At 68.8% G+C, this 21,278-nt stretch carries 11 protein-coding genes; 3 read left to right on the top strand and 8 right to left on the bottom strand.

The window, feature by feature from the left end; genetic code table 11:
* The 5 genes from mbtD to E0T84_RS11330 are packed head-to-tail and all read right to left on the bottom strand — an operon-like array spanning nt 1 to nt 9,408.
* Nucleotides 1-2,997: a mycobactin polyketide synthase MbtD gene (gene mbtD / locus E0T84_RS11350; RefSeq protein WP_138744500.1), complete on the bottom strand. Its 2,997-nt coding sequence runs from the start codon at nt 2,995-2,997 to the stop codon at nt 1-3.
* Nucleotides 2,994-4,322 carry a polyketide synthase gene (locus tag E0T84_RS11345; RefSeq protein ID WP_138744499.1) on the bottom strand — a complete coding sequence of 443 codons (1,329 nt, stop codon included), beginning with the start codon at nt 4,320-4,322 and terminating at the stop codon, nt 2,994-2,996. The genes mbtD and E0T84_RS11345 overlap by 4 nt, the downstream gene beginning before the upstream one ends.
* Nucleotides 4,312-5,058 carry a thioesterase II family protein gene (locus E0T84_RS11340; protein WP_138744498.1) on the bottom strand — a complete coding sequence of 249 codons (747 nt, stop codon included), beginning with the start codon at nt 5,056-5,058 and terminating at the stop codon, nt 4,312-4,314. Before E0T84_RS11340 ends, E0T84_RS11345 begins: the two co-directional genes overlap by 11 nt.
* The gene (locus E0T84_RS11335) at nt 5,055-5,822 is read right to left on the bottom strand and encodes an AMP-binding protein (RefSeq protein ID WP_138744497.1); all 768 of its coding nucleotides are present in this window, start codon (nt 5,820-5,822) and stop codon (nt 5,055-5,057) included. The genes E0T84_RS11340 and E0T84_RS11335 overlap by 4 nt, the downstream gene beginning before the upstream one ends.
* A 52-nt stretch (nt 5,823-5,874) precedes the next feature.
* Nucleotides 5,875-9,408, bottom strand: a complete 3,534-nt coding sequence (locus tag E0T84_RS11330; protein ID WP_138744496.1) for a non-ribosomal peptide synthetase — start codon at nt 9,406-9,408, stop codon at nt 5,875-5,877.
* Between the two features lie 102 nt (nt 9,409-9,510).
* On the opposite strand from E0T84_RS11330, the gene E0T84_RS11325 reads away from it, so the two are divergent.
* Complete coding sequence (locus tag E0T84_RS11325; RefSeq protein ID WP_138744495.1) at nt 9,511-11,160, top strand: (2,3-dihydroxybenzoyl)adenylate synthase; 1,650 nt, start codon at nt 9,511-9,513, stop codon at nt 11,158-11,160.
* Here E0T84_RS11325 and E0T84_RS11320 read toward each other — a convergent pair.
* The 3 genes from E0T84_RS11320 to hemW all read right to left on the bottom strand — a co-directional run bounded on the left by E0T84_RS11320 (nt 11,157) and on the right by hemW (nt 19,267).
* Nucleotides 11,157-16,313 carry a type I polyketide synthase gene (locus E0T84_RS11320; protein WP_138744494.1) on the bottom strand — a complete coding sequence of 1,719 codons (5,157 nt, stop codon included), beginning with the start codon at nt 16,311-16,313 and terminating at the stop codon, nt 11,157-11,159. The genes E0T84_RS11325 and E0T84_RS11320 overlap by 4 nt on opposite strands.
* Before the next feature lie 237 nt (nt 16,314-16,550).
* Nucleotides 16,551-17,942 (bottom strand): salicylate synthase, encoded by a 1,392-nt coding sequence (locus E0T84_RS11315; protein WP_138744493.1) that lies wholly within the window; start codon nt 17,940-17,942, stop codon nt 16,551-16,553.
* A 152-nt stretch (nt 17,943-18,094) separates the two neighbouring features.
* Nucleotides 18,095-19,267 (bottom strand): radical SAM family heme chaperone HemW, encoded by a 1,173-nt coding sequence (hemW, locus tag E0T84_RS11310; protein ID WP_138744492.1) that lies wholly within the window; start codon nt 19,265-19,267, stop codon nt 18,095-18,097.
* 93 nt (nt 19,268-19,360) lie between these two features.
* Here hemW and E0T84_RS32705 point away from each other — a divergent pair, with 93 nt between their 5' ends.
* Nucleotides 19,361-19,465, top strand: a complete 105-nt coding sequence (locus E0T84_RS32705) for an Ms4527A family Cys-rich leader peptide (RefSeq protein ID WP_350222970.1) — start codon at nt 19,361-19,363, stop codon at nt 19,463-19,465.
* 124 nt (nt 19,466-19,589) lie between these two features.
* Entirely contained in the window at nt 19,590-21,278 is a 1,689-nt protein-coding gene (locus E0T84_RS11300) for a nitrite/sulfite reductase (protein ID WP_070189087.1), read from the top strand.

Here is a 21,278-nt window from a genome sequence, read left to right as displayed (position 1 = left end):
TCAGTCACGCGAAAATGCTTCCTTTTCAGGTCTTTCCAAATGCTCGATCAATTCGGAGGCGGTGGCGCCACCGAGGATGGTGGCCAGCGGCACTGATCTGCCGGTGGCTTTCTTGAGCTTCTTGCGCAGGTCGATTGCCAGCAGGGAGTCGACCCCCAGATCCAGCAGCGACGTGTCGAGATCCAGTGCGGAGGTGTCGCTGAGCTTCAGCACGGCCCCCAGCGCAATCCACATCGCACCGGTGGCGTCGGCTGCTTCGCTGTCCGGCGCCTCGGGGGCGTCGTCGACTGCCGCAGCGGGTTCTTGCACGCCACCGAGGAAGGTCCGCAGGCGCTCGGCGTCGGCGCTGAACACCAGCGGATCGGCCGGGTAATCCCGCAGCCCGGCCTCGACCGCAAGCTCAGGGACCATGGCCCGCAGGCCGGACCGCTCGACTCGGCTGACCTCGGCCGAGTCGATGATTCCGTCGCCCTGCCACAGGCCCCACCGCACCGCGGTGCAGTGCTTGCCCGAGGCCCGAAGCTGTCCGCCGAGCGCGTCGAGCAGCCGGTTGGCCGCCGAGTACGCGGCGTGGCCGTAGCCGCCCCACAGGCCAGATACCGAGGAACACAACACGATCCGGGCATCTGGGCGCAGCGGCCAGGCCGCGGTGAGATTGGCCAGTCCGGTCACCTTGGCCGCGAACGTATCCCGCACGCTCGCGCCGGTGAGTTCCCCGCCCGGGGCGATCGTGGCCGACGCGGCCGCGTGGATCACCAGCGATGCCGGGCCGATCTCCAGTTCGGCGATGGTCGCGGCGATCTGAGCTGGGTCGGTGAGATCGCACCGGGGTGCGACGATCTCAGTTCCGCCGGCGGTCAGCGCGCAGATTTGCTGGTCGTCGAGTCCGCTGCGGCTGAGCAGCACGATACGTCGTGCGCCCTGCTCGGCCAGCTGGCGGGCAAAGTGCCGGCCCACCGCGCCGGCCCCGCCGGTGATGACCACCTCGTCGAAGATTCCCGAATCCGCGGTCCACGTCCGGGCGTCTGATGTGTCGGCACGCATCTCCCGGCGCCAGGGGGCCGGGCCGGACCCGTTGTCCCGCAGCGCGATATCCTCGGCCGCGGTCAGCATCGTGGTGAGGGCGGCGGCCGCGGTGACCGGATCCGGGACGGCCGGCGGCAGGTCCAGCTGCCGGAACTCCTGGTCGGGGTGTTCGTAGCCGAGGCTTCGGTGCATGGCCGCCAAGGCTGCGGCTTCCGGTCGTGCGGACCGCTCACCGACGACCTGCTCACCACCCACGGTCACCAGCCACACGTCGCGGGTCTCGGTGGTGATCGCATCGAGGTAGCCGAGCAGACCGTCGTCGATACGCCGGCTCAAGGTTTCTGCCGCCGCCACCGGATCGAGATCGTCGGACACCGGCGCCACCACGACCAGCAGGTCGGCGGCGCTGGGAGCGGCGGCGGTGGCACCCGGCACCTCGTCGAGGGCGCTGGTCAACGCGGCAGCCGAGCCGTGTCCGGAGGACAGGTCCAGCACCGCCACACGACGCTGTCCGACCGGCAGGTTCCGCGGCGCAGCCTTCTCCCAGCGCTGCACGCTGACTGTCAGACCGGCGACCGAAGGCAACGGTTGCGGTGTCGCCCACAGATGTTCGGCCCGCATGGGTGCGAACGGGAAATCACGCAACCGGCCGGTCGACTGGTTGGGGAGGTCGCCCCAGCGGTATCCGGCGTCGGCCATCGCCACCGAGACGATGTTGGCACTGAGCCGCTCGGTGATCGGTTCGTCGCGTCGACCCGATCCGACCATGAGCACAGGACCACCGGTGAGGTCGTCGGCGTCGTCGAGCAGGTCCCCCATGGCGAACAGCAATGCCGGGTGCGCGGACAGTTCCACGAAGATCTGCGCGCCGCGCCGCGCCGCGGCCTCGACGGCCCGGTCGAATCGCACGGTGCTGCGCAGGTTGGTGTACCAGTAGTCGGCGAAACCGGTGCCCGCCTCGACCACATCGGCGGTGGCCGAGCCGATGAACTGCACCGGCGATTCAACGAATTGCGCCGCAGGCAGCATCGATTCGAGTTCGTCGCGCGCCGAGTCGAGCGCGGTGGTGTGCGCCGGGAACCACATCTCGATTTCCTTGGCGAACGATCCGCGTCCGGCCACGGCCGCCACGGCCGCCGCCACCGCATCGGTGTCCCCCGACACCGCGACCGACGACCTCGAGTTCACCACCGACACTTCGAGCCAACCCGGCGTCTCGGCAACCACCTTCGACGCCTCGTCGGGCGTGATCCCGAGAACCGCGACCCGGTACGGCCCGGTCAGCCGGTCGAGTACCGTCGCGCGGGCAGTGACCACGGCTACCGCCTCGGACAGGGTGATGCTGCCGGCGACGTAGGCCGCACCGATCTCACCCAGACTGTGGCCCACGGTGATATCGGGCAGCACCCCGCAGGAACGCCACACCGCGGCCAGTGCCACACCGTGGACGAACTGGGCGCCCTGGATCTGCACCTGGGAGAAGTCGTTGGTAACCGCACCCGAATCCGGTTCAGCCAGCAGGTAATCCAGTACTGAGGCGGCACCGGTGGCCGCGAAGAGCGCCGCGCACTTGTCCACCTCGGCCCGGTAGACCGGCAGCCGGTCGTAGGCTTGCACGCCCATCGACGGCCACTGGCTGCCCTGCCCGGGAAACACGAACGCGATGCGGCCACTCGAACCCGATGCCGCCGCGCCGGCCTGAGCGCGGGTGACCAGCGGATGCTCGGCGTCCTCGGCCAGGGCACGCAGACCCGCGGTGAGCTCGTCGCGATCGCCGGCCCGCACCACGGCACGGTGACGACGCAGTCGGCGGGTGGCCAGCAAGGTGGCGGCGACATCGTCGGCGCTCACCGCCGGACGCGAATCCAGGTACCGCAGGATGGCCGCGGCGTCGGTGCCGACCAGTTCCTCGGTGTGTGCGCTGAGCAGGACGGGGGTCCGCGCGTCCGGCAGCTCGTGGGCTTCGGTCACGCGGCCACCTCGGGCACCGAGATGATCGCGTGCGCGTTGGTGCCGCTCATACCGAAAGCCGAAACCGCACCGACGCGCTGTCCGTCGATTGCGGGCCAATGGGTCTGCTTGGTGGCCAACCGCAAACCCTGGGCGTCCCAGTCGATCTCACGGCTGGCTTCGTCGACGTGCAACGTGGCCGGGATGGCCGCATGTTCGGCGGCCAAAATGACCTTGGCCAGGCCGAGACCACCCGCGGCAGCCTGGGAGTGCCCGACGTTGGATTTCACCGACCCCAGCATGGCGCCCGCACCCGGCGCGGTGGCCCCGTAAGTCTGTGCCAGCGAACGCAATTCAGTCCGGTCGCCGAGCCGGGTACCGGTGCCGTGACCCTCGATCATGCCGACGTCCTCCGGCCGTACGCCCGCCTGCTGGATCGCCTTGGCGAACAGCCGCTGCTGGGCATTGCCACTGGGGGCGGTCAGGCCAGTGGTCCGGCCGTCCTGGTTCACCGCGGTGGCGCGGACCTCGGCCAAGATGTCCCGGCGGTTTCGCAGCGCGGCGGATTTGCGTTGGAGCACGAACATCGCGGCACCCTCGGCCCAGACCGTTCCGCTGGCGTGTGCGCTGTAGGGCCGGCAGTGCCCGTCATCGGACAGGGCGTGCTGTTTGGAGAACTCGACGAAGTAGCCGGGTGTGCCCATCACGCAGACGCCGCCGGCCAGTGCCATGTCACAGTCGCCCGCGCGGACCGCCGTGACAGCGGTGTGGAATGCGGTCAGCGCCGACGAACATGACGTGTCGACGGTCAGTGCCGGGCCGCACAGATTCAGCGTGTAGGCGATCCGGCCGGAGATGACGCCCAGCGAGGTGCCGGTGATCAGGTGGCCGCTGTGGTGGGAGAACTCCGACAGGGCGGGCCCGTACTCCAGGCCCGACGCACCGACGTAGCAGCCCACGTCGTGTCCGGCCAGATCGTCCGGGTTGACGCCGCTGTTCTCCAGCGCGCGCCACGCGAGGCGCAAACCGACGCGCTGCTGCGGATCCATCGCCACCGCCTCACGCGGTGAAATACCGAAGAACGCGGGATCGAATGTTGCTGCACTGCTGAGGAACCCACCCAGATCGTGGATACGCTTGAATCCGTCACGGCGCGAGCCGTCGAACAGTTCGCGCAGCGACCAACCCCGGTCACCGGGAAATCGGCCGAGCGCCTCACGCTGCTCGGTCAGCAGCGCCCAGTAGTCGTCGGCGGTCTCGATCCCACCCGGAGCCTCCAGCGCCATTCCCACGATCACCACCGGATCGGCGGCGTCGAACTCGGGTGGCGTCCCGCTAGAGCTCATTGACCAGCTCCGCCACATCCTCGAGCTGGGAATTGAGATAAAAGTGCCCGCCGTCGAACATCGTGCAGGTGAAGGCGCCGCGGGTGTGGGATTCCCAGCGCCGCAACATGTCCTCGCTGATGCGGTGGTCACTCTCGCCGCCCACCGCATAGATGTCGGCCGCGATCGTCACGTCGGCGTCACACGCGTACCGGTTGAAGGCCGCGTAGTCGGCACGTACCGCCAGCAACAGCAGTTCGACGAAGTCCTCGTCGGCGAGCAGGGCTTCGTCGGTGCCACCGAGATCGACCATCTCGGCGAGGATCTCGGACTCGGCCATCGGCAGCGCCGGGGCCGCCGCCACCGCCGACGGGGCCTCGCTCGCCGACACCCAGAGGGCGTCGATCGCCACACCATGACGTTCTGCGATGCGGGCGAATTCGAACGCCACCACCGCGCCCATGCAATGCCCGAACAGCCGGATCGGTCCTACGCTTCCCCAGTCGGCCGCGTCGAACAGGTCCTTGGCGAGTTCGGCCACCGTCGGCGCGGCCGGGTGGGACAGCCTGTCACCGCGTTGCGGGTACTGCATGACGTAGGCATCGGATCCGGCGGCGGCCAGCGCCGTCCCGAACCCGCGGTAGGCCAGCGCCGCTCCCCCGGCATGCGGAAAAACCAATGTGGCTGTTGAGCTTTCGGACCCTGGATAGCGCTTCACCCAGGGCTTGACCGTGATCTGGGTATCCGGGTGCGTCACGACGGCACAGCGGTGTCGCGAGCGGCCACCGCATCCCGATGCCGCACGGCGAGGGCGAAACCGTTCATTCCCCGCTCGGGGTTGCGGCGCGGCGCATCGTCGGCGACGACGATGCGTGCGCCTGCGGTCAGCGCCACCAGCACCATGAGGATCGGCGCGGCCGCACCGGCGGCCGAGAACGCACCGATGCGGTCGTCAGCGGTGATGCCCAGCCGACCGCTGATGTCCACGACCGCCTGCCGCGCGGCGGCGTGTGTCACCACCGCGTAGCCGCTGTCGTCGACTGACCCGAGGAAGGCCGGGTCAGCCGGCCCGGACTGGACCGGGGCCACGTCACCCGTGCGTGCGCCGATCCGCAGCGCCTCGGAGACGGTGAGCGCCGGCAGCCAGTTGGGTGGCCCGTCTCCGGTGAACAACGCCATGCGTACGCCGGTGTGATCCAGGGCCGGCTCAGCCGGATCTGCGGAGTCGATCGGGACGCAGACACCGCCAGCCGCCAGGATCCCCAGCGTGGCGATCACGGTGTCCAGGCCGGTGGGCCCCACGACGGCGACTCGGTCTCCGACCCGGACACCGGCCACCGCGAGCGCACCCGAGACTGCCAGGGCCTGCTCCCGCAACTGCCCGTAGGTCCAGCGGGTGGTCGGGCCGATCACCGCGATGTCGTCGGGCGCGCGGTGTACATGCGCGAAGAACCCCTGGTGCAGCGGTTCGGCCGCCGCTGCCTGCACGGTCTGCGTAGTCGTGCGACTCACTGTGTTCACAACGACCTCCTGACGATAAGCAAAGCCTGCCCTAACTGAAGTAACTCTAACCTTAGTTGCCTAATGCGGGTTCTGGGGACGTGCGTGCCAACTCCTGGGCCACATCGGCACTGTCCATGCCTGTGACCTCGAGATACACCTCGGACACCAGCCGCAAACGGTCCGAGCCGGCCTCCCGGCCGGCCAGCAGCGCGGCCATCTGCGCGACCGTGCGGGACGCGAAGACGTCGGCGACCATGACGGTCGACGTGTCCAGCCAGTCCCGGATCCGCGCCACGAGCTGGGTCGCCAGCACCGAATCCCCGCCGAGGGCGAAGAAATCGTCGTCGACGCCGACGCCGGACTGTCCGAGAACGTCGCCGACTATCGCGCACAGGGCCGTTTCCAGCGGGTCCGACGGTGCGCGGTAGCCGCGGGCCTCAGGGGCGCCGACGGCCGAGAGCATGCGGATCACCGCGGTGCGGTCGGTCTTACCCCGCGCGTAGGGAATCTCGTCGGCGACCAGCAGAACCTGCGGGATCATGTGCGCGGGCACCAGCTCGGCCAGCGCACTGGCCACCGTCGCCGAATCCAATCCAGAATCCAGGCCGGCCTGATCTGCCCGCACCACCGCACCGAGCAGATCGTGACCGCCGTCGACCGGCACCAGGACCGCGACGGCCGCGTCCACGCCGGGTACCCGGCACAGCGCGCCCTCGACCTCGCCCAGCTCGATCCGGAAACCGCTCACCTTGATCCGGTGGTCGGCCCGGCCCACGAACTCGATCGTGCCGTCGGGCCAGCACCGCACCAGGTCTCCGGTGCGGTACCACCGGCGACCGTCGTGCTCGACGAAGCGTTCAGCGGTCAGGTCGGGACGCCCGCGGTATCCGCGGGCGATGCCGCGGCCACCGACCCACAGCTCGCCCGGGACCCAGTCGGGGCAGTCCTCACCGCGAGCGTCGACCACCCGGCAGCAGTTGTTGGTCAGCGGGACCCCGAACGGCACCGAGGTCCAGTGCGCCGGCAACGCGTCGTCGCCGAGTCCGACTTCGAAGATGGTGTTGTGGGTCGCGGTCTCGGTGGCCCCGCCCAGCCCGGCGAAGCGCACCCGCGGCGATGCGGCACGCAATGCCCGCACCAGGTCCGGGCGCACCCAGTCACCTCCGGTGGGCACCACCCGCAGCGAGGACAGCGAACCGCCATCCGCGGCTGTGCCCGATGCGCCGGCTCTGCCGGCTACGAGCATCTCCAGCCAGCCGGTCAGGAAATGCAGGACGCTCACCTGGTGCTCGTCGATCAGCTTGACCCAGACATCCGGATCGCGGCGGTGTTCCTCGTCGACGACCACCATCGACCCACCCGAACGCAGGGTGCCGTAGACGTCGATCACCGACAGGTCGCACTCCAGGTGCGACAACGCCAGACACTTGTCGGCCGGGCCGATCTCGAAGTGGTCGTTGATGAACTCGATGGTGTTCATCGCGGCGTCGTGGGTGATCTCGACGCCCTTGGGCTCGCCGGTGGAACCCGAGGTGAACAAGACGTACGCCAGGTCCGACGGAGCAACCTGGACCGGCTCGAAATGCGCTGGGTCACCGACGATCTCGGCGTCGGCAACGCTCAGGTGCGGCAGGTCGGGATGGTCCGAGCCCGAACCACAGACCAGGGCGAAGTCCACCCCGCCCGTGTGCAGGATGCGTGCGGCCCGGTCGGCCGGCTGATCTACCCCGACCGGCAGATAAGCGGCTCCGACCATCGAGATGGCCAGCAGCGCGACCACCTGGTCGACGCCCTTGGGACCCAGCACCGCGACCACTTCGCCGTGGCACACCCCGCGTGACTGCAGGGCCGCCGCCACCGCCAGCACCTTGTCCCGCAGTTCGCCGTAGGTGAGGTTGCCTGCCCTGCCGAACACCGCGGGTGCGCCCGGATCGGCCGCCGCGTTGGCCAGGAAGCCGGCGTGGAGTACGTCGCCGCTGGGAACCGACGCCGACGCATTCAGCTCGGCGCGCACGCGGCGCTGCGGCTCGGAGATCGCGGGCGGATCGGGAGCGTCCCAGGCGGCGTCGTCAGTGGCCAGCCGGCGCAGCTCGGCCAGATGGTAGGCGAACATGGCCTCGGCCACACCGGGCCGGAACGCCTCGATCCGGACATCCCAGTTGATCATCAGGCCCTCGGCGATCGGGGTCGCCTGAGCGTCGATGAGCACCTGGGGTCCCTGCGAGATGGTCCAGACCGGCGCCCCGAAGTGGTCGGTGACGTCACCGGCGAACAGATCGCCCAACCCGAGCGCGCTGGTGTAGACGATCGTGGCCAGCGTCTGACTGCCGCGATGCCGGCTCATGTCGCGCAGCACGTCGAGCCCGGACACCGAGGAATGGGCGGCGGTGGCGTGCAGCGTCTCCTGCACCACCCGGGCCCTGGCCATGGCCGTATCGGCCCCGGTCAGGTCGATGTCGAGCAACAGCGAGGAGGTGAAGTCACCGACCAACTTGTCCACGTCGGGGTGATACGGCTCCCGCCCGAACATCGGCAGGTTGAGCAGGAACCTGGACTGTGTCGACCAGCGCGCCAGCGCGTTGGCGTACGACGCACCGACCGCCATGGCCGGGGTGACGCCCCGCCGGTGCGCGGCCGCGAACAATGCGTCGCGGGTCGGCACGTCGAGGGTCTCCCACAGCCGGATGCTGCGGTGCGGGTTGCGCTGATCCGACAGCGGAACCAACGGCAGTGCAGGCGGATCCGGCAGATCCGGGACCCGGTCGGCCCACCACTGCAGATCTTCCTGCGATGGCGGTGGCACCGAGGCCGTCAGCTTGGCCCGGTACTCGCGGTAGGTGTAGCCGAGACCCGGCAGGTCGGCGCCGCGGTAGAACGCGGCCAGGTCGGCCATGAAGTTGCGGTAGCTGACCGCATCCGCGCACTGCATGTCCATGTCGACATGCAGCCTGGTGCGGCCGCCGGGCAGCAGCGACAAGCTGAGTTGCAGCACCTCGTCGTGCAGCATCTGATGCGACTTCGATTCCCGCAGCACCTCCAACTCCGCTTGTGCGGCAGCCTCATCCAGCTCGCGGAGGTCGTAGACGGTAACCGGCAACGGCCGGTCACCGATCCGCTGGGTGCCGTCGGGCAGGATCTCGACGCGCAGCATCGGATGCCGCGCGGCCAGTTTGGCCGCCGCTGCCTGTAGCCGCTGCGGATCGACTCCGGCGCCGTCGAATTCGACGTACAGGTGGGCGCCGACACCGCCGAGTTGCTGGTCCTGGTTACGGCCGACCCAGAAGGCGTGCTGGATCGGTGCCAGCGGGAAAGGTTCGCCGTCGACATCGGCGACGGACTCGGTTGCGGGGGCGGGATCGGTGGACGGCGCCTCGGGGGTGTGCTCGGCGACGAGTTCCATCCAGGCGGCAACGGTGGGATTGGCTGCCAGGGCGGCGAATCCGACGTTGATGCCCTGCTTGCGCCACCGGCCGGACAGCGACATCATCCGGATCGAATCGAGACCGGAAGCGATCAGGTCGGCGTTGGGATCGACGTCGTCTGCGCTGACCCCCAGGAGTTCGGCGACCTCGTCGCGGACCGTCCGGGAACTCGTCGCCACCACGCTTCATCCTCCAAACAATTAGTAAAGGCTGCCCTAACTTAGTGGAGGTTACCCTATATTCGATCTGCTGACACAACCACCCGACGGGAGCCGAGAACACCGATGACCACCGGTTTTGACCGCCAACAGGACGAACTGGCAAACGGATTCACCCCGTTCCCCGAGGACCGCGCCGCGGTATACCGCCAGGCCGGGTACTGGCAGGGCAAACCGCTCGACAGCATCCTGCGCGACGCCGCGCAGCGCTGGCCGGACAAGCCCGCCGTGGTCGATGCCACCGGGGCCCACACGTTCGCCGAACTGGACGCGCTCGCCGACCGCATCGGGGCAGCGCTGGCCGCGCGCGGCGTCAGGCCCGGTGACCGCTTCCTGGTGCAGCTGCCGAATACGCGCGAATTCGCGGTGGCAACGTTTGGCCTGCTTCGCGCCGGGGTGGTTCCCGTCCTGTGCCTGCCCGGTCACCGGTCGGCCGAGCTGGGCCATTTCGCCGACCTCAGCGGCGCTGTCGGCTTGGTGATTCCCGATGCCATCGCCGGATTCGACTACCGGGAGCTGGCCACTCAACTCACCTCCGAGCATCCGCGGCTGAGTCACGTCTTTGTCGACGGGAACCCTGGCGACTTCCAATCCTGGTCGGCCCTCGAAGATTTCGATCAGCCCGGGCCGCCGAACGTCACCGTCGACACCACCGGTCCGGCCGTCCTGCTGGTGTCCGGCGGAACCACCGGCCTGCCCAAGCTCATCCCCCGTACCCACGACGACTATCTGTACAACGCCACGGCGTGCGCCCAGGCCTGCGCGATGGTGCACGAGGACGTGTATCTCGCGGTTCTGCCGGCAGGACACAACTTCCCGTTCGCCTGCCCCGGCCTGCTCGGCTCGATGACGGTCGGTGCCACCACCGTCTATACCGACGACCCCAGCCCGGAGTCGGTGTTCCCCCTGATCAACTCCCACGGCGTCACAGTGACCGGGCTCGTCAACGCCCTGGCCAAGCTGTGGACGCAGGCCTGTGACTGGGAGCCGGTCCTGCCCACCTCGTTGCGGGTGGTCCAGGTGGGCGGGTCACGGATGTCCCCGGACGAGGCGCGTTTCATCCGAGAGGGCCTGAGCCCGGGACTACAGCAGATCTTCGGAATGGCCGAAGGGATGCTGAATTTCACCCGGCCGGGCGATCCGGTGGAGGTGGTGGAACACACCCAGGGCCGGCCGATGTCGCCGCACGACGAGATGCGGGTGGTCGACGAGGACGGCCACGAGGTCGCTTCCGGCCAGGAGGGCGAACTGCTGGTGCGCGGGCCCTACACGCTCAACGGCTACTACCGCGCCGAGGAGGCAAACGCCCGGTCGTTCAGCCCCGACGGATTCTTCCGCACCGGGGACCGGGTCCGGATCTTCACCGACGGGCCACGGGCCGGCTACGTCGAGGTGACCGGCCGGATCAAAGACGTCATCCATCGTGGCGGCGAGACGGTCTCGGCCACCGACCTAGAGGACCATCTGCTGGCTCACCCGGCCGTGTATGCGGCTGCGGCGGTGGCACTGCCCGACGACTACCTCGGCGAAAAGATCTGCGCTGCAGTGGTGTTCAAGGGTGCGCCGGTCACCTTGGTCGAGCTCAACGAGTTCCTCGACCAGCGCGGGGCGTCGGCTCACGCCCGGCCCGACGTGCTCGTCCCCGTGCCGAGCTTGCCCTCCACGGCAGTGGGCAAGGTCGACAAGAAGAAGCTGATCGCCACGATCAGCGGTTAATGCCCCACCGGCACCTCACGCTTCGCGGCGGGGTCCAGCAGCTCGATGATCCTGGCAGTCACGGCCGCCGCGGTGGGGTGCTCCCACAGCAGGGTCGGCGGCAGTGACAGCCCGGTCTGCTTCTCCAGCTGACGGCGCAGCCGCACCGTCATGATCGAGTCGACGCCCAATTCCACCAGCGGCAGGTCGATGTTCACGTCGGATTCCGCCAGCCCCAATTGGCCGGCCACCGCGGTCAATACGTGAGACGCGAGCTGCTCGGGATCGAACTCACCCGCGGCCGGCTCCGCTATGTCGTCGGGTTCCTCCTCGGGCGCCACCGCCGCCAAGATCGGCACGGCCGCCGCGGCAGGCAGGACCGGCAGCACCACGACGTTGGCCGTGTCCTCACGCATCGCCAGCTCCAGGGCCCGCATCGCGTCCTCGGCACCGACGGAGCCCATACCGAGCGCGTCGAGCTGCGCCGCGACGAATTCCGACGCCGATCCCATTCCCAACCCGCGCCACGCCGTCCACGCGACGGCGGTGGTGCGGTCACCGAGACTGCGCCGGTGCCGCGCCATTCCGTCGAGGAACGCGTTGGCACAACCGTAGGCGCCCTGTCCGGGGAAACCGGCGAGGTAGCCGCACGAAGAGAACAGCACCATCCAGTCGAGCCGCTCGGGTGGGAACACCTCATGCAGGACGAGCGTGCCCTGCACCTTGGGATGCATGGCGGCGGCGAACTCGTCGGCCGTCGTATTCATCAACAGCGCACCGGCTTCCACCCCCGCCGCGTGGATGACGCCACGCACCGGCGGCAACGGGCGCAGCACGTCCCGCAGGGCATCTGCCGATCCCGGCGCTCCGACGTCCACCGCGGCCACCGTGACCGACACACCCCGTTCCTCGAGCGCGGCGACCGCGCGGATCGACGTCGACTGTGGGTTCTCGGCCCAGACCGAACGGGCGGGCAAGCCCGAGCGCGACAGGAGCACCAGACGGCGCGCTCCGAGATCGGCCAGGTGCTGAGCCATCCGCAGCCCGAGCGCACCGGTGCCGCCGGTGATCAGATACGTGCCGCCCGGCACACACTGCATGGGGCTCGCAGGCGCCGCGGCAGGCGAAGTCGATCCGGAGAGCCGGGCAGCCAGCGCGACCCCGTCGCGGACCACCAGCACACCGTGTCCGGCCAGCGACCCCAGTGCGTCCAGGGGCAGGCGCCCGTCGGCCACGTCGACCACACCGCCCCACAACTGCGGATGCTCCGCGGCCGCGACACGGCCCAGCCCCCACAGCGGCGCGTGGGTGACGTTGGCCCCCTCGTGCACGCCGACAGTGAGCGCCCACAGTCGTGCCGACACCCCCAAGCGCTGCAGCAGAGCCAGCGTTCGGGTGACCAGATCGACGGCGGCCCCGGGCGCGTCGTCATCGCGCGGTAATACCAGCACCACCGCTCGATCGCCGAGACTGCTTGGCAGCGAGCCACATTCGATCACCGAATCCAGCTCCGCGGGGTCTTCCACCGCCACATACGGCACGCCCGCCGCCGTCAGATCGTCAACCGCGGCTTCCAGCCGATCGACGTCGCCGCCGACCAGCACCACCCCGCTGGGAGGCAGCTCACCGCGGGCGGACACCTGCTGCCACGACACCTGGTGCACGATCTTGCGGACGTCGGTCGCCGAGGATTCGCGACCCGGGTTCTCCAGCTCTTCGAAAGTCATCCCGCGGATCGACAACAAGACCGATCCGGTCTCGTCGGTGAGCGCCACGTCGGTGGTGGTGGTACCGAGCCTGCGGCGTACCGACAGCATCGCGGTGGCCGGCGGCTCGCCGTGCACGTCAAGCCGTTCGATCCGGGCCGGCATCCGCAGTCGCGGCGGACCGTCGAAGCTGGTCGAGGCGGCCGAAGTGGCCGCGTCCACCAGCGAGGCCCAGGTGTTCGGCCGCGTGCCGTCCGGCTCGGAACTGACCCGGGCCAGCAGCTCGCCCTCACCGCGGCGCAGATCCGTGATGTCCCAGCCGAATCCCATCGCCGCGACGCCGAGTTCAGCAAGGGTGTCGATGACGTGACGCGGACCCAGCAGCTCGGCGCACCGGCCACGGGCCGCATCCAGGTCGATATCGGCAACTGTGCAACGCTCTCGATCCGCCACCGCGCTGCTGTGCGTCAGCCACCCGCCGTCCTGATCCTCGGCGGCATCAGCCAGCCGTGAGGCCAGGGTCAACTCGCGGTCGACCAGCACCACCTGGAGGTCGCGGGCTCGGGCCGGTGCGACCGGCGTGCGCAGCCACACGTCCGAGAGCGCTGCGCCGGAGCCCGCTGCCGCCAGGAACGTGCTCAACAGCACGGCAGCAGGCACGATTTCGGTGCCCTGCACCGGATGGTCACCAGGGTAGGGCCGGGTGTCGAAGTCCAGCCGGGTCTGCCACATCCGGGTGGCGACCGTCCCGGCCACGTCGGTGCGGCCGCCCAGCAGCGTGTGACCGGTGGTGTCGTGCACCGCCCGGCCGCCGGGGGTCGCGGAGGGGACTCGCCAGAAGTGCCGGTGTTGCCACTGGGTGACCGGGAGGTCGGCGGCCCACGGATCAGCTTCGGCGACACCGTGTTCGACATCGGCACCATGGCAGTACAGCGAGGCGATCGCGGTCATGACGGCGGGCTGCTCGGAGGTTTCTCGACGCAGCAGCGGGACGACGGCATGGTCGTCGATTCCCAGGTGCAGCAGGGTCTCGACGATCGAATGCGCGACCACCGGATGCGCGGACACCTCGAGGAACAGCCGGTGCCCGTCCTCGGCCGCGGCGGTGACGGCCTCGGCGAACCGGACCTGCCCGCGCAGGTTGTGTACCCAGTAGTCGGCGTCGCGCGGCGCGCTGGAGCGGGGGTCGGCCAGCGCGGTGGTGTACAGCGGGATCACCGCGTCCCCAGGCGGATTGAGCCCGGCGACGTTGGACGCCAGAGCACCGGTCAGGTCGTCCATCGCGGGACTGTGGAATGCCACGTCGGTATTGACCCGGCGCACCACGATTCCCTGCTCACCCCAAGACCGGCAGACTTCCTCGACAGCCCCGGTGACTCCCGAGATGACGCAGGATTCGGCCGATGCGCTGATGGCGGCGACCACATCGGTGCGATCCGACAGCCGCTGTGCGGCCTCGGCGAACGGCAACCGCACCAAAGCCATGGCGCCACAACCCATCACGGACCGGAACCCACGGGCTCGGTAGCAGGCCACCGCCGCGCCCTGGCGTAAATCGAACACGCCGGAGACGACGCAGGCCGCCACCTCACCGACCGAGTGTCCGATCACCGCGGCGGGCCGCACACCCCGCTCGCGCAGGACCGCGGCCAGCCCGACTTGCATCGCGAACGTCAGCGCCTGGATCCGGTCGGTGCCGCCGAGCTCACCCGTGCTCAGCGCCTCGCGGGCACAGAACCCGAGCTCACGTCCGAAGACCTCGTCGACCTCGTCGATGACACGGGCGAAAGTTGGCTCCGCTTCGAGCAACTCGCGCCCCATGCCGGCCCAGTGCGAACCATGTCCGGAGAACACCCACACCGCGTCGGCGCCCTGCCCGCCCGGAACCGCGCCGGTGACCAGCCCGGCACCGGGTTCGCCACGGGACAGTGCGTCGAGACCGGCGATCAGCTCGTGCCGGTGTTCGGCGACGACGGCCGCCCGGACCGGCTCGTGGCTGCGCCGGGCCCACAGTGCGGCGGCCACCGGGGCCACCCCGTGATGCCCGGCCCGCAGGTGGTCGGCCAACGCTTCGGCCTGACGGGTCAGGCGCGGCTCGGACCGTGCCGACAGTGGGACGATCATCGGACGGGATGCAGCGGGTGGCGTCGAGTCCTGTTGTGCCGGAGCCTCTTCGAGAAGGATGTGGGCGATCGTGCCGCCGTAGCCGTAGCTGCACACCGCAGCCTGGCGGGGTGTGTCGGTGCGGGGCCAGGGTTCGACCTCGGTGGGCACCCGAAGCCCGCTGCCGGCCCAGTCGACCGCGCCGGTGAGTTCCCGCAGCCCGGCCGTCGGCGGGATCGCCTCATGATGCAGGGCCAGGACCGTCTTGATCAGGCCCATCACCCCGGCCCCGCCCTCGAGGTGGCCGATGTTGGGTTTGACCGACCCGATGCGGCACCGATCCGCCTCGGCCCGCCCCGCGCCGTACACCTGAGCCAGCGCCCCAACCTCAGTGGGATCGCCGGTGGGCGTTCCGGTTCCGTGCGCCTCGACATATCCGACACCAGCCGGGTCGACACCTGACATCCGGCACGCGAGCTGGAACATGTCGGCCTGGGCGGCACCGTTGGGCGACATGATGCCCACGGTGCGCCCGTCCTGTGCAGTGGCACCTCCTCGCACCACTGCCAGGATGCGGTCACCGTCGCGCTCGGCGTCGGCGAGGCGCTTGAGCACCACCACACCCGCACCCTCGCCGCGCCCGTAACCGTCCGCGGCGGCGTCAAAAGTCTTGCAGCGGCCGTCGGGCGCAGTGGCCCCGGCCTCGTCGAGCACCCGGGTCAAACCAGGGCCGATCAGCGCGCTCACCCCACCGGCCAACGCCAGTGAGGTCTCACCGGCGCGCAGCATCTGGCACGCCTGGTGGACCGCGACCAGTGAGGCCGCGCATGCCGCGTCCAGCGCCACACTGGGGCCTCGCAGATCGAGCAGATGCGAGACCCGGTTGGCGATGCCGCACAACGACGTTCCGATACCGGTCCACGCGTCGATGCCTGGCAGGTCCTCCATGATCAACTTGCCGTAATCGTCGGAGTTGACGCCCATCAGTACCGCGGTGTCGCTGCCGGCCAGCGCCCGCGGTGAGACTCCCGCGTGCTCAAGGGCCTCCCAGCTGACCTCGAGCGCGAGCCGCTGCTGAGGATCCATCACCTCGGCCTCGCGCGGTGAGACCCCGAAGAACTCGGCATCGAATCCGGCCAGGTCGTCGAGGAAGGTACCGAGCCGGGTGACCTCGCGCAGGACCGCCGCGTTGCGCGGATCGCGCCTCAGGTAGGGCTCCCACCGCTCCTCGGGCACCTCTGTGACGTTGCTGCGTCCTTCCAGCAGGAAATTCCAGAAGTCCGAAGGCGTGGCAACGCTGCCGGCGACACGGCAGCCCAGTCCGATGACGGCGACAGGTTCCGGGGTCGAGGTCTCGGATGCCATCTCAGCAGGACTCCGAGGAAAGGAGAGGAAGGTAAGTCTGGGTAGGCTTGCCTAAATACGCTGCCGACATGCGGACCATAGTGGCACACCACTCGAATGGGCATGGGCTCTACCTCAGAACCACCTGTGAATCTCCTGGAAAGCCCCCAGGCGGCGATGACGTGCATTTTTCCGGCACGACGCGGCCGTTTCGGCTAACTGTCGGGCATCGCGCGAAGCCACCCGCGACGTGTTAGCTCACTCACATGTCGGCCCGGCCTCCTCGATGAGATACGGCGACAGCGTGCTCAGCTTCTCGCACGTCTCCTCGAACTCGCGGTCGGGCGTGGACTCGGCGATGATGCCGGCCCCGGCCCGCAGCCAGGTGTGCCCGTCGGCCTCGTAGGCCGCCCGCAATGCGAGCGCCGCGTCGAGAGATCCGTCAGCCGAGAACATCGTCACCGCGCCGGAATACAGACCACGGGGCAGCTCGTCGTGGCGCAGTATCGCCTCGACGCCCTCGGCCTTGGGAATTCCCGAAGCCGTCACGGCAGGGAACAGCGCCTCCAACGCATCCATTCGATCCATCGACGGGTCGAGGCGCGCCCCTACGGTGGATCCCAGGTGCTGCACGCTGCCGCGCTCCCGAATGGTCATGAAGTCGGTGACGGTCGCGGTGCCGGGTTCGGCGACTTCGGCGATCTCCTTGAGCGAGCTGCGCACCGAGATCGCGTGTTCGACGATTTCCTTGGAGTTGGACTCGAGATCGTCACGGGCCGCCTGATCGTCGGCCGCGCCGCGACCGAACGCCCTGGTGCCGGCCAGCGGCTCGGTGACCACAAACCCGTCCTGATGCACCGCGGCGACGAGCTCGGGGCTGTAGCCCAGCGCGCGAAGCGCACCGAGCCGCAACAGGAATGAGCGGGCCGGGTTGTTGTGCCGGCGGCCCAGCCGGTAGGTCGACGGAAAGTCGAGCCGGAAGGGCACGTCGAAGCGCCGCGACAGGATCACCTTCTGATACCGGCCCCGGCCGATCTCCTCGATCGCGGACGCCACCCGGTCGCGATAGCCGCTACCGTCCTGGCGGATGTCGACGGCGCGAGGGGCCGCCGTCGACGGGGCACCCTCGGCGATCAGGCGTCGCACGACGCCGTGGTGGCTCACGAGGCCACCGAGGACCGTGACCCGTTCCGCGGTTACCTCGATCTGCGTCAGCGGACTGAACACCCGTGCCAGCGGGGTCTTCGGCGGCAACCGGTCTTCGAGTCCGAACTTGTACGCGCCGAATTCGAATGCGACCCAGCCGAATGCGGTGTCGGCACTGGTCTCGGCGTCGGCGAGCATGAGATCGACCGCTTCGCCGAGCACCGCGCCCGGCCTGCCGGTCCACGGCCGTCGTGCCGCAACCACTCCATCCCGGGTGAGGCGCAGCTCATCGCTGTCCAGTTCGACACCACACTGCGCTCCGCACGCCAGGATCCAGCGGTTCCCTCGCTCGTACACCACGTAATCACTGCCGTCTTCGGACAGCGCGCGGGCAATCTCGGCGACCAAATCGGCCGGGCCGGTCGCCTTGTCACCCACAGGCAGCTCGAATGAGGCGAGCGCGGCCGAAGCATTGCAGTCAGCTTGGTCGTTCTTGGTGAGCATTTGGCAAAGCTTAGCCTCGCCTAACTCATTGCACAGGCCTACGTCCCTGACACGAATTGGCTACGGACTCAATATCTTCCGCACACGTCCCACACATGTGTACACAGCGGACTCACAGGGTTCACACAGAGCATTCGCCCGGATCTCGCTGCTTACGCCAGCAGCTCGCGAACGACCGCGTCCGCGAGTAACCGGCCGCGGTCGGTCAGCACCAGGGCTTCTCCTTGCCGCAGGAGAAGCCCTTCGCCACGCAGATTTTCAGCCCGCTCCTGTTCGCCGGCATCGAGTAGTGCCACGGGCAGGCCGTCGCGGACCCGGACCCGCAACATCACTTCCTCGACATGGCGATCGCGGGCACCAAGTTCTTCGAAATCGGCGACAGGCAACCGATTCTCGGCCAATGCCTGGGCATAAGCGTTGGGGTGCTTGACATTCCACCAGCGGGTAGCCCCCAGGAAACCATGCGCCCCAGGTCCCGCACCCCACCACTCTCCGCCACCCCAATAACCGAGGTTGTGTCGGCACTGCCCGCCCTCGAGGCTCCAGTTCGACACCTCATACCAGCGCAGACCCGCCGCCGACAGCCGGTTGTCCAACAGTTCATAGCGTTGGGCGAGCACGTCGTCATCAGGGCGGGCGATGTCGCCGCGGCGTACCCGGCGGGCCAGGGCGGTGCCGTCCTCGACGATCAGCGAATACGCCGACACGTGGTCGACGCCGGCGCCCACCGCGACGTCGATCGAGCGCCGCAGATCGTCGTCGGTCTCCCCCGGCGTGCCATAGATGAGATCGATGTTGACGTGTTCGAACCCCGCGGCCCTGGCCTCCACCGCGGCCGCGGGCGCGCGCCCCGGAGAGTGTGTCCGGTCCAGCACGGCCAGCACCTGCGGAGCAGCCGATTGCATACCCAGCGATACCCGGGTGTAGCCGGCCTCACGCAGCGTCGCGAACATCTCCGGAGAAGTGGATTCGGGGTTCGCCTCGGTGGTGACCTCAGCGTCGACGGCCAGCTCGAAATTGTCGCGGACCGCGCCGAGCACCGCCGCCAGGCCCACCCCGCCCAGCAACGAGGGCGTGCCACCGCCCACGAACACCGTCTGCACCGGCACCGAACCGACGTTCTCGGCCGCCAGCCGCAGCTCGACGCGCAAGGCGGCCAGCCAGCCGTCGGGATTGGCACCCCCCAATTCAGCCGGCGTGTAGGTGTTGAAGTCGCAGTATCCACAGCGGGTCGCGCAGAACGGAACGTGGATGTAGATGCCGAACGCGCGGCCTGGAACGTGAGCCAACTGGGGTTGGCCGGTGAGTTCGGTGCGCGTGGTCATGGTTTGATTTTCCCAGACTGTCCAGCGACGACTTTTGCTCACCGTGAACACAAATATGGCCCGGTTAGGGCAGGTGGCGACAATCGTGGCAGAATGTCGGGCGTGACTGCCGCCCACAACAGCACCACCCGCATTGCGCTGGTGGCTCGTCGGCATGTCGATTTCAAGCGCGTCTGTAGCTGTTGCTGTCTGCCCTGATCACGCGTTGATTTCGGACCCCGCCCGCCCCATAGTTTCAGCTGGCACCGGATCTGCGCCGCCGGACAGCCACCGGTGATCTGCGCGGTCTACATGCCAGCTCCTTTATCCGAGGAGCACCACAGTGACAACCCCCGAGGCACCTGCCAAGGCCGACCGGCCCGCCAAGAAACCCCGCGACGAAGGCCAGTGGGCGCTGGGCAGCCGTGAGCCGCTCAACCACAACGAGGAGTTCAAGCAGGAGGACGACGCACTCAACGTGCGCGATCGCATCCTCAACGTCTACTCACGCGAGGGCTTCGCCAGCATCGCCAAGGACGACCTGCGCGGACGGTTCCGGTGGATGGGGCTCTACACCCAGCGCACCGAAGGCTACGACGGCACCTTCACCGGTGACGACAACGCCGATCTGCTCGAGGCCGAGTACTTCATGATGCGGGTGCGCACCGACGGCAAGGCGCTCTCCGCGCAGGCCGTCCGCACTCTCGGCGAGATCTCGGTCGACTTCGCCAGGGACAGCGCCGACATCACCGACCGGGAGAACCTGCAGTACCACTGGCTGCGCATCGAGGACATCCCCGAGGTCTGGCGTCGCCTGGACGAGGTCGGCCTGCAGACCATGGAGGCCTGCGGCGACTGCCCGCGCGGCATGCTCGGGTCTCCCCTGGCCGGCGATTCGCTGGTCGAGGTGCTGGACCCCACGCCGGCGTTGAAGGAGATCGAGCGCCTCTACATCGGTAGCCCTGAGTTCTCCAACCTGCCGCGCAAGTTCAAGACCGCGATCTCGGGGTTGCAGGACGTCGCCCACGAGATCAACGACGTGTCGTTCATCGGGGTCAATCACCCCGAGCACGGGCCCGGCCTGGACCTGTGGGTCGGTGGCGGACTGTCCACCAACCCGATGCTGGCCCAGCGCGTCGGCGTCTGGGTCCCGCTGGAAGAGGTCGCCGAAGTGTGGGCCGGCGTGGTCGGGATCTTCCGCGACTACGGCTACCGCCGGCTGCGTTCGAAGGCGCGGCTGAAGTTCCTGATCAAGGACTGGGGTGTCGAGAAATTTAGGAAAGTTCTCGAACAGGAATATCTTGGCCGGGAACTGCATGACGGCCCGGCCCCGGAGCAGGTGCCGCACACCGTCGACCACGTCGGCGTGCAGAAGATCCGCAACGGCCTCAACGCGGTCGGCGTCTCGGCGATCGCCGGACGGGTGTCGGGCACGATCCTGACCAAGGTGGCCGATCTCATGGAGGCCGCCGGTTCCGACCGTGCCCGCCTGACCGCGTACCAGAAGCTGATCATCCTCGACGTCCCCGATGAGAATCTAGCCAAGCTCAGGGAGGGTCTGGACGCCCTCGGCCTGCAGTCGCAGCCGTCGCACTGGCGGCAGAACCTGATGGCCTGCACCGGTATCGAGTACTGCAAGCTGAGCTTCGCCGACACGCGTGGTCGCGCCCAGCACCTGGTTCCCGAGCTGGAAGCCCGGCTGGGTGACCTCAACGCCGAGCTAGACGTGCCGGTCACCGTGAACATCAACGGCTGCCCCAACTCGTGCGCCCGCATCCAGGTCGCCGACATCGGCTTCAAAGGCCAGATGGTGGACGACGGCGACGGCCCGGAGGAGGGCTTCCAGGTTCACCTCGGCGGCAGCCTCGGTCTGGACAGCGGTTTCGGGCGCAAGCTGCGTCAGCACAAGGTGCTGGCCACCGAGCTCGGCGACTACATCGAGCGGATTGTCCGCAATTTTGTGAAACAACGCGAGGGTGGCGAGCGTTTCGCTCAGTGGGCCATCCGGGCCGACGAGGCGGACTTGAGGTAG

Source organism: Mycobacterium sp. DBP42 (assembly GCF_005924235.1).
Taxonomy (GTDB): Bacteria; Actinomycetota; Actinomycetes; order Mycobacteriales; family Mycobacteriaceae; genus Mycobacterium; species Mycobacterium syngnathidarum.
This window is presented reverse-complemented; position numbering and strand designations above follow the sequence as displayed.